Source organism: Mesorhizobium sp. B2-4-14, assembly GCF_006442155.1.
Lineage (GTDB): Bacteria > Pseudomonadota > Alphaproteobacteria > Rhizobiales > Rhizobiaceae > Mesorhizobium.
The window spans coordinates 44,298-53,829 of sequence record NZ_VFVA01000036.1; the positions used below are offsets into that span (position 1 = coordinate 44,298).

Consider the following 9,532-nt stretch of genomic DNA (forward strand, 5'->3'; position numbering starts at 1 on the left):
ACTCAATGCCCTGGGTCGACGCATGCGCCGCCGATGACATCGAAGCCGAGGAAGCCAGGCGCTTCGACAATGGCGGCCGGGCCTTCGCAATCTTCCGCAACGACGCCGATGAATATTACTGCACTGACGGACTGTGCACGCACGAGGCGATCCACCTTGCCGACGGCCTGGTCATGGGCAACACGGTGGAGTGCCCCAAGCACGCTTCCGTTTTCGATTTCACGACCGGCGAGGTAGAGACGCCACCGGCCTGCGAGAACCTCAGGATTTACAAGACGAAGGTCGAGAACGGCCGCGTTATGGTCGAGGTTTGAACTGTCATGAGCCAACCGTTCCAACTGGCTGCCTGCGCCGAAATGCTTTGGCGCGATCGTCCGATGGCTTGGCGCGTCGCGCGGCTGCATGAAATGGGTTTCGGCGTCGGATTGTGGAATTGGCCGGACCATGACCTCGCGGCGCTCGAGAAGACAGGCGCAACCTTCACGATCATGAACGGCTATCTCGAAGGACGGCTCGCCGACGAAGAGGGCGCCGACATTCTCCTGAAATCGGTGCTCGAGACCGCAAGGGTTGGAAAGCGCCTCGGCATTGCCCGGTTGAACCTGCACGGCACCGGGCTCGGCGAGGGTGGCATTCCCATCGTCAAGACCGACGTCGAGACCGGTCCGATGTGGCTGAAGGCGCGGGACACGTTGAACCGCATCTGCGACATGGCCGAGGCCGAAGGTGTCGTCTTCACGCTCGAAAATCTGAACCTGCTCGACCACCCTGGCTGCCCGTTTGGCTCGACGGCATCGGTGCTGGCATTGGTGTCGTCGATCAACAGACCCCAACTGCGGATCAATCTCGACCTCTATCACACGCAGATCGGCGAAGGCGACATCGTGCGCTGGTGCGAGAAGTGCCTGCCGTTCATCGGCGAGGTGCAGGTGGCCGACAACCCGGGTCGTTGCGAGCCGGGAACGGGCGAGATGAACTGGCCCTACATCGCAAGAGCCCTGTTCGACATGGGGTACCGCGGGCCAGTGGGTCTGGAAGCGTTTGCCCAACACGATCCCGAGGCGGCGCTGGACGCTTTCCGGCGGGCGTTCACGGTGAGCGATGAACTATAGGGGAGGCTGACCATGGGCATGTATCACAACCGTCCTCATGTCGAGGACATCCGAAAGATGAAGCGGAATGGAAAGAAGATCTCCATGCTCTTCGTCAGCACGCCCGACGAAGCCGCGGCAGCAGCGGCAGCGGGCATTCACATGCTTTCGATCGAAGGCCGGTATTTCGATCAGGAAATGCGGGATGCAGCCGGCAACTGTTTCGTGCAGGTCGGTCTGCCTTATGGCGGCTGGGGCAGTTTTGCCGGCCGTCCGCTCGCGACGGCGGAGGATTATCTGCGTGCGGCCTTCCACTTTGCCGGCATCGGAGGCGACGCCTTCTACTGTGCCGCGTCCTACGATATCCAGAAGGCGCTTTGCGACAACCACCTCCCTGTCGTCGGCCATATCGGCCTGATCCCTTCCTACATCACCTGGACGGGTTGGCGAGCGGTCGGCAAGACGGCGGACGAAGCGCTCCGCCTCTGGCGACATACGAAGAGACTGGAGGAGATCGGCGTCTTCGGGGCGGAGTTGGAAGTCGTGCCCGACCGCGTTGCGAAATTCCTGACCGAAAACTCATCGCTGGTCATGCTCGGTATGGGTGCCGGCAAATATGCGGATGCGCAGTACCTGTTCACCGAAGATGTCTGCGGCTACGGCAAGAACCACAAGCCGCGACACGGAAAGGTATACCGAAACCTCAGCCCGGAGCTGCAAAAGATCCAGGACGAGCGCGTTGCGGCCTTCAGGGAATACAAGGCCGACGTCGATTCCGGCCGGTACCCCGGTTACGAACATACCGTTTCGATTGGGGATGCCGAGTTCGACAGCTTCATGCAAGCAGCAGAACGGTGAAACAATGCCTTTGGAGCTACCCATTTCATCACGAGCGGATGCCGGACAAGTCGTGGTTCGCAACACCAGGGCGCCAACGCTCGATGAACTCAAAATGCTGATTGCCAAGCGGGAGCTCATCCTTCCGACGAAATTGGAAACTGTCGCCCGCATGATGTTTGCAGAGCCGGACTACGTCGCCTTCGAGAAGTCGGCCTCGATCGCACGCCGGTGCAACGTCTCAACGACAACCCTGTCTCGCCTCGTTTCGCGTCTTGGCTTCAGGTCCTTCAAAGAAACGCAGAACTGCTTTCGCAATCATATTCTTGATCGGAAGGCGCAGCGGAACCCCAGCTAACAAAGCGACTGCATTCAGTTTAGATATGCGTTTTGATCTGAAATGGGCCGGAAATCGGACATTTTACGGAAAACAGGTTCATGTTCGAAATTTCTGGCACTGACAGCAGCATTGTGAGAGACGCGGGGGCGGCGAAGATGATTGATGCAAGTAGGTCAACGGCAACCCGCGCGATCGAAGTGCTGGCTGAAGCTGGCATTCTCGTCGAAACGACCGGCAAGAAGCGTGACCGCAGCTTTGCCTATCGAGCCTATATGGAGCGTCTGCGGATAGGGACGGACTTGCCTGATCGCAGATGACACGAACGGGTCAGGGCTGGCGTCTGCTCCTTGAGGCTACGACCGATCATTGGTCGGCTGCTTCTTGGGGCACAGCGGTAACAACTGCTTAGCAGGTGCGTCGCGCACTACTGATTGCCCAAAAAGGACGGCCGGCCCTGATCAGTGCCTGCTGCGCTTACCGCGCTTTGGTTTCTTGCTCTTGTCAGGCTTGGAACTGTAGGCACCTTCAATGGTCCCCAACGCGTCTTCAAGAGGGATGCCGCACTTTCTGGCGTAGTAATCCGCCTCGGCCAATGGTTCCTCCGACACGGCTTCAATGATCAGCCTAGCTTTGTTCCCCACGGCAGACCTCCGGCGTTCACCGGGCCCGTTCCGTTCGATTCAGGCGACACGTCCAAGCTGATAGGGCGCTCTTGCCGGAACTGACAGCCGTCACGACCGTTTTCATTCATATGCGGGCCAGGCTTGGAAAGCTAAACAGAGGAGGATGAAAATTGACTGTCATTCTCATCGGTGCGCTACTCATCGTCGCTGGCATTGTCTACATGGCAGGCGCGGCACTCTCATACGGTCGGCTCAGCAATTTGGCACCGCTCGGCACTCCAGCCGACCGGTCGGCCTCAAGGCTGGCAACGCCTGGCCCAACTCTCGAGCCGCGACGGCGTGGGTTCGGGTTTCTCGGCTTTTCGCGCAACTGGCCAGGCCTGCTAATGATAGCGGTCGGCATCGTTCTGATGTTGTCGAGCGCAGTGACTTAGGTGCGGTGCTAGGCGGCGCGACGGTCGCTTTCGTTCCGAACCCTAGCTGCTTCGCTCATAGGTTCGCCAGACCATACGAGGTCATAGGATGTGGGTTGGCTGACATCCGCCAACTAGCATGTTGTCCGGGCTAGCCGGTGCTGCAGCTTCGTCGCTCTGCATGCTGCCTCAACGCCAGAAGCGCCTAGTGTTGACAAAGGTGTCGTGTGCTTCCGCGGCATCCTCGAGAAGCTTGGATTTCTCCTCGGCGCTGAAGAGATCCTTCGCACCGGCCACGTCCGAAAGCTCCAGCGCTGCCAGCAAATCGGGGGCGGTGGCAATATCGTTGAGGTTGCCGAGCTGATCCTGCAGGCTCTTCATCGCCTCGATGAATCGTCGATGGCGTTTGACTTCCGCCTTGCTGTTGTAAAGCGGTTCAAAGAACTCCGCCGCGTAGCGCAGTTTCTTTGCGGCAATGCGCACTTTGTGGCGGGTCTCGTCATCGGCATCAATGAGGTTGTTGCCGCCCTTCGCCACCTTTTTCCAAAATTTATCAAAGACACTCGAGGCGAAATCGCTTAACGACTGCTCGTCCGATTGGGTTCGCCAGTCTCTGATGGAAATCCACTCGATGGCATCGATCATCAACGAGCGGGCGCGCGCCGAGGAGAGCGATGCTTCGACCGCCACATAGGCGTCGTCGCGCGCATCTTGAAGACGGCTTGAAAGAGCCTCGCTCGAAGCGCGGTCGATCATCACGTCAATATTGCGCGCATCGCCAAGTTCCGAGGTAAGCCATTTAAATTCTTCTCGCAGGTGGTCGAAACGGCTGTCGTCGAACAGGGACTTGGAGATCGAAAACAGAGATCGCAGCCGTCGCAGCGACACACGAGCCTGGTGCAGGGCCTCTGCATCGTGGGACCAGCCCAGCGCCGTTTCATTCAGACGAAACTGTCTGAGACAGGCTGCGGCGATACGCGCGAAAGCCGTTGCCGCGCTCATCTCGGACGAGAGCGGGGTCGCCGCCGATTTCACAGCACCCGGCGCCGAGTCAAGCAGACGATAACCCCGTTCTGCTTTGCTCAGCACCCCGAGATGCGCCGGCGTGATCAGGTCGACTTTCCGGGCGAGCGCAAACAGCGCCTTCGGCGAGCCTACCTTCTTTTCCAACTCGATCTCGCAGACCGGCGCCTCGCGATCGGCTGCAACGACCTTGCCAAGATCCAAGGCGACTTCGACTGTGGCGCCGCTGTCCGTCACATTCCAACGATGCCGTTTGACATGAACCTCGAACACGGGCGCCAGCCTTGGGCCAGCCTCCGCAAGCAGGCCTCGGATCTGCGGATCGTCAAGCACCGGAATATCGTCGGCGACCGGCCGCTCCCATTCCTCGCGTGCGAACGATCCGGCCGCGGCGTCATTGCTGGCCTTGACGGTTTGTATCCGTTCATTTCCCGATTTGCGAATGCGAAGCGACAGGCCGCGCTTGGACAGGTCCCGTCCCGGAGTGTCGAAATAGATCGATCTTTGCTGGAGAATGGTGGGCGAGGCTCCGAACGGATTTTTCTTGAGGAGCGATCCCGCTCCCGACCGCGAAAGCTCGAGCTTCAGTTCCGTTTCCTGCATAGTGTCCTCGGCGCAGCGTCGCTTCGCATAGTGCGTCATAAACCTGTCACAAACAACTGGACCAGCTGCGTCCGGATCTCAAGCCGGCCGAGGTCGAGGACATCCTGCGCCGCCGCCAGGCGTTCAAGGTGGAGAACGACATCATTGGCCGCGAGGCAGCGATCGGCATCGAAGTGGCCGACAGACAGACCCGCGTGGAAGCCGGGCTGGCGGAAACCGAGACCATCTTGCGGCAGCGCAAGCACGCTGGGATCGGCAAAAGGCACTTGCGACCAAGATTCTCGACCTGCGCGATTCCTCTCCTGCTCCTGTTCTTTGCCTGGACGCAAGCTGTGGGGACGCCTGTTTGCAGCCAGTCGGAATCTCGCCGTCAGACCATGGTGCTGGCCCGGCCGGGCGGGACTGTCAACGACCCGCGACGCGCCTCGTCCACTTGAATATCGTATTCGTGGACGAGCTCGTGCGCCATATGCGCCATCAAGACATCCTAACAAAACGGCCGAAGCAACCTTATCGCCTGAAGAAAGTTTCTGTGTTTCGAAGCCGATTATGTGGCGAAGCCGATATGGCTATCTCACCATCCTGAGTGCCACGGTCGGTGTCGGAGTGAATTGCTCAAAGGTCTGCTACAAGCCTCTACCTAAGCAAGCACTTTGGCGAGAAAGGATTGCGTCTGAGGATGAGAAGGGTTGCCGAGCACGTCCGCTGGCTTTCCTTCCTCGATGATCTCGCCGCCCGCCATGAAGACGATGCGATCAGCCACCTCGCGAGCAAAGCCGATCTCGTGGGTCACCACGATCATCGTCATGCCGCTCTCCGCCAGATCGCGCATCACATCGAGCACGTCCGATACCAGTTCCGGATCTAGTGCGCTGGTCGGCTCGTCGAAGAGGATGAGTTTGGGCTGCATGGCGAGGGCGCGCGCGATCGCCACGCGTTGCTGCTGACCGCCCGAAAGCTGGCGGGGATAAGCGTTGGCCTTTTCAACAAGACCGACCCGCTTCAGGATGGCATGCGCATGTTCTTTCACTTCCTCGCGTGCTTGCCGCTTCACTCCGACTGGTCCCTCCATGATGTTTTGGAGAACAGTCATGTGCGGGAACAGGTTGAAGTGCTGAAACACCATGCCGATGTGGATGCGTTGGCGCACTATCTCATGCTCGTGCATTTCCTGCAGGTAGCCATTGTGCTCCCTATAGCCGATCAGTTCGCCGTCCACTCGGATGCGGCCATGGTCGATACGCTCGAGGTGGTTGATGCAACGCAGAAAGGTGCTTTTACCCGAACCGGACTGACCGAGCAGACATGTCACTTGACCGTTCGAAACGGACAGGTTTATCCCCTTGAGAACCTCTAGAGAGCCGAAGGATTTTCTTACCCCTGTCGCCTGCACCATCAGCTTGCTCTGTGGCCTTGTCTGAAAGGTCATGACGGCCTCCTTTTCTCGCTGGCCGCGAGCGGACGGGCGCGTAATAGCCCGAGAAAGGAGCCGATGCTTTGCCAGGGCGTGGCAGGGAGGTTGCGGCTGCTGCCGCGGGCGTAGTGACGCTCTATGTAATATTGGATGACGCTGAGCACCGAGACGATGATCAGGTACCAGATCACCGCGACCATCAGCAGGGGGATCGTCTCGAACGTGCGCGTATAGATTGTCTGCGCCGCGAAGAGCAGTTCCGGCACCGCGATGATGCTGACCAGCGCCGACATCTTGAGCATGTTGATGGTGTCGTTGCCGAGCGGCGGGATGATGACGCGCATCGCCTGCGGCAGCACAACACGCCGCAAGAGCCGCCAACGCGACATGCCGATCGACTGGGCCGCTTCAGTCTGGCCATGGTCGATGGAGATGATGCCCGCCCGGATGATCTCAGCGCTGTAGGCGGCCTCGTTCAAGCCGAGGCCAAGGATGGCCGCGATATAGGGGGTGATGAGCGCGTTGGCATCAAGCTGGACGAAGTCCGGACCGAAGAAAGGAATGCCGAGCGAAATGTTCGGAAACAGCGCCGAGAGGTTGTACCACAACAGTAGTTGCACCAGCAGCGGCGAGCCACGGAAGAACCACACGAACAGCCATGAGGAGCCCGACAGGACCGGGTTGGGCGATAGCCGCATGACGGCGAGCATCACGCCGAGCACGACGCCCATCACCATGGCGATGGCCGTGAGCTCGAGCGTGCGCCGCACTCCCAGCAGGATCGTGTCGGAGGTAAAGTATTGCCCCACCACGGACCATTCGAAGCGGGGATTGGTGAAGAACGTGTGCACCGTCATGGCCGCAAGCAGCGCTACGAAGGCGACGGCCACCCAGCGCCAAGGGTGCCGGGCCGGCCTGATTGCCAGGTCGATCGTGGGATCGCCGCTCATTTCCGTAGAACCGGTCTCCTTGATGGACATGGCGAACTCCCAGGATTTGGCTGTCGGGTGGCTCCTTACTTGCCGTCGTTTATCGTGGCCTGCTTGATGGCACCGACCTCCTGGCCCCATTTCGCCAGGATCTTGCCGTAGGTGCCTTCATCGATCAGCGCCTGCACGGTGGCCTGCAATGCCTTGGTCAGCTCGTCGGACTCCTTCGGCAACACCAGCCCGTAGGGCCGCGGCGCATAGGAAGTGCCTGGCACCTCGAAGGCGCCCTTGTGCTGTTGCGAAATATAGGCGCCCGCGGAGGTGTCTATCATGGCAACATCGGCCCGGCCCGACTGCAACGCCAGGACGATCTTGCTGGTGCCGGGCAGGACCTTGGCGTTGACTTCCGCCTTGCCGGCCTTCACGCAATCCTCGGAAGCCTTCTTGGCATCCTCGATTTCCGTGGTGCCCTTGTCGATGGCGGCGGTGACGCCGCAGATATCGGCGAGGCTGTGGACGTTCTTGGGATTGCCCTTCTTGACCAGGAAGCCTCCACCGGAGGTGAAATAGTCGACGAAATCGACCTTCTTGCGACGTTCGTCGGTGTCGGTCATCGCCGACATCGCCATGTCGTAGCGCTTGGCCGCAAGCGCGGGAATAATGGCGTCGAAGCTCATATTCTCGAATTCCAGCTTGACCCCGAGCTTCTGGCCGATTGCTTCCGCCAGATCCTTGTCGAGACCGATGATGGTGGTGTTGTCCGTGTCGTAATATTCGAATGGTGGATATTCGACGTTGCTGGCGACCCTGATCGTTCCGGCGTCTTTCAGCTTGGCCGGGAGCATGGCGTTGAGCTTCGGATCCATTTTGGTTGAGATAGCGCTTTCGGCGTGAGCCGAGCCCGCAAGTATCGATCCAGCCAAAAACAAAGCCGCCGCGATGCTCGAGGCGAACCGAGCTCGACTAGAATGTTCATTGCGCATGCGTTTATCTCCCCTGTTGATGCTGTCTTGAAGCTCGCAGTTTTTGACCGGTGAAGCCGGCTGACCGTCGCTAACGCCTCACTCTTCGGTAGGCGCACGATGTTCCCGGCCTCAAGCTCTCTGGTTCCAGGCGTTTGCCCTTGTGCCGCAGGCGAAGACAAAGTTTGCCTATCGATCTTTCCATCGAATCCTTCACTCCGGCCGCACGTCAGAGGCAAGACACCTATAGTAATATATACAACTTTCCAGAATCAGCCTTGTCAAGCGCGATCGTAGCGGGACGCCGTTTTATTCTGACACAGATGACCAACTTGTACTAATATGTGGACACATTCGATCTCAAACGCATCGGCAAGTGGCGACATGAGCAAGACGACGACTAGGACCGAGAAGGAATTGACCCACGGCAATGGCGAGATCGGAGTTTCGCTGGGGCAGCGGGTGCGCAACCATGTTTTGGAGAAAGTTAATTCGGGGGAATGGCAGGAAGGCTATCGAATCCCGTCTGAATCGCGTCTTTCAGAGCAGTTGGGCGCCTCCCGCATGACAATCCATATTGCCATGCGAGATCTCTCCGCCGAAGGCATTCTTGTGCGCCGACAGGGTGCCGGCACTTTCGTCGCCGCCCGCCAGGGTCAATCCACGCTCATGGAATTGCGCAACATACAGTCCGAGATCGAAGCGCGCGGCAATCGCCATACGACTGATGTCATCAAGATGGAGGAGGTCGATAGCGACCTTAATATCGCGACGGAACTGAATGTGGTGCCAGGCACCACGGTATTTCATTCGCTGTTGGTTCATAGAGAGAATGGAAGGCCGCTGCAGATTGAAGACAGATACGTAAACCCGCAGTTTTCTCCGGACTATCTGGAGCAAGACTTCACAAAAATAACGCCCTATGTTCATCTGATGGCCGTTGCTCCCCTGGAGGAGGTCGAGCATATCATCCAGGCCGTCCTGGTTGACGAGTTCAACTGTGAGTTGCTCGAAATGAAGCAGGGAGAGCCCTTGCTTCTGCTGCGCCGCCGCACATGGTCGCGCGGTATGATTGCATCCAGCGCACGCTTCCTGCATCCGGGCTCTCGCTTCAGTCTTGCCGCGCGCATGTCCTTTGGTCGCTAGTTAGTGCTCTCGGAGGCGACGCTCACCCGTCTTGACAGTTGCAGGGCAAGTGAAAGATATCTAAGTCACCTATACAACTATGTGCAATGGATGTCGTCATGTGGGAGCCAATCTTTGCCGTTGGCGATCAGGGATCTGAGGCCCCCAGGCC

Annotated in this window: 10 protein-coding genes and 1 pseudogene; 7 read left to right on the forward strand and 4 right to left on the reverse strand. The window is 58.9% G+C overall.

The window, feature by feature from the left end; all coding sequences use genetic code 11:
* Positions 1 to 5 precede the first annotated feature (5 nt).
* The 5 genes from FJ938_RS24410 to FJ938_RS24430 all read left to right on the forward strand — a co-directional run bounded on the left by FJ938_RS24410 (position 6) and on the right by FJ938_RS24430 (position 2,585).
* Positions 6 to 314, forward strand: a complete 309-nt coding sequence (locus FJ938_RS24410; RefSeq protein ID WP_140610892.1) for a MocE family 2Fe-2S type ferredoxin — start codon at positions 6 to 8, stop codon at positions 312 to 314.
* A gap of 6 nt (positions 315 to 320) precedes the next feature.
* Entirely contained in the window at positions 321 to 1,112 is a 792-nt protein-coding gene (locus FJ938_RS24415) for a TIM barrel protein (RefSeq protein WP_140698257.1), read from the forward strand.
* 57 nt (positions 1,113 to 1,169) lie between these two features.
* Positions 1,170 to 1,949, forward strand: a complete 780-nt coding sequence (locus FJ938_RS24420) for a 3-methyl-2-oxobutanoate hydroxymethyltransferase (protein WP_246673493.1) — start codon at positions 1,170 to 1,172, stop codon at positions 1,947 to 1,949.
* A 94-nt stretch (positions 1,950 to 2,043) separates the two neighbouring features.
* Positions 2,044 to 2,286 (forward strand): MurR/RpiR family transcriptional regulator, encoded by a 243-nt coding sequence (locus tag FJ938_RS24425; RefSeq protein WP_140698262.1) that lies wholly within the window; start codon positions 2,044 to 2,046, stop codon positions 2,284 to 2,286.
* An 80-nt stretch (positions 2,287 to 2,366) separates the two neighbouring features.
* Positions 2,367 to 2,585 (forward strand): hypothetical protein, encoded by a 219-nt coding sequence (locus FJ938_RS24430; protein WP_246673495.1) that lies wholly within the window; start codon positions 2,367 to 2,369, stop codon positions 2,583 to 2,585.
* A 908-nt stretch (positions 2,586 to 3,493) separates the two neighbouring features.
* On the opposite strand, the gene FJ938_RS24440 is transcribed toward FJ938_RS24430, so the two are convergent.
* Positions 3,494 to 4,969 carry an inorganic triphosphatase gene (locus FJ938_RS24440; RefSeq protein WP_348642292.1) on the reverse strand — a complete coding sequence of 492 codons (1,476 nt, stop codon included), beginning with the start codon at positions 4,967 to 4,969 and terminating at the stop codon, positions 3,494 to 3,496.
* A 44-nt stretch (positions 4,970 to 5,013) separates the two neighbouring features.
* On the opposite strand from FJ938_RS24440, the pseudogene FJ938_RS30110 reads away from it, so the two are divergent.
* Positions 5,014 to 5,222: pseudogene (locus FJ938_RS30110) on the forward strand (hypothetical protein); the annotation flags it as partial.
* A 348-nt stretch (positions 5,223 to 5,570) separates the two neighbouring features.
* On the opposite strand, the gene FJ938_RS24450 reads toward FJ938_RS30110, so the two are convergent.
* From FJ938_RS24450 to FJ938_RS24460, 3 genes are read right to left on the reverse strand one after another with little or no spacing between them, the layout of a single operon-like run.
* Positions 5,571 to 6,359, reverse strand: coding sequence for an amino acid ABC transporter ATP-binding protein (locus tag FJ938_RS24450; protein ID WP_281409107.1), 789 nt, complete (start codon positions 6,357 to 6,359; stop codon positions 5,571 to 5,573).
* On the reverse strand, positions 6,356 to 7,324 hold the full coding sequence (locus tag FJ938_RS24455) for an amino acid ABC transporter permease (RefSeq protein WP_140698268.1): 969 nt from the start codon (positions 7,322 to 7,324) through the stop codon (positions 6,356 to 6,358). The genes FJ938_RS24450 and FJ938_RS24455 overlap by 4 nt, the downstream gene beginning before the upstream one ends.
* Positions 7,325 to 7,359: 35 nt before the next feature.
* Positions 7,360 to 8,118: an ABC transporter substrate-binding protein gene (locus FJ938_RS24460; protein ID WP_181169171.1), complete on the reverse strand. Its 759-nt coding sequence runs from the start codon at positions 8,116 to 8,118 to the stop codon at positions 7,360 to 7,362.
* 501 nt (positions 8,119 to 8,619) lie between these two features.
* Here FJ938_RS24460 and hutC point away from each other — a divergent pair.
* Positions 8,620 to 9,381 carry a histidine utilization repressor gene (gene hutC, locus FJ938_RS24465; RefSeq protein WP_140610897.1) on the forward strand — a complete coding sequence of 254 codons (762 nt, stop codon included), beginning with the start codon at positions 8,620 to 8,622 and terminating at the stop codon, positions 9,379 to 9,381.
* Positions 9,382 to 9,532 lie beyond the last annotated feature (151 nt).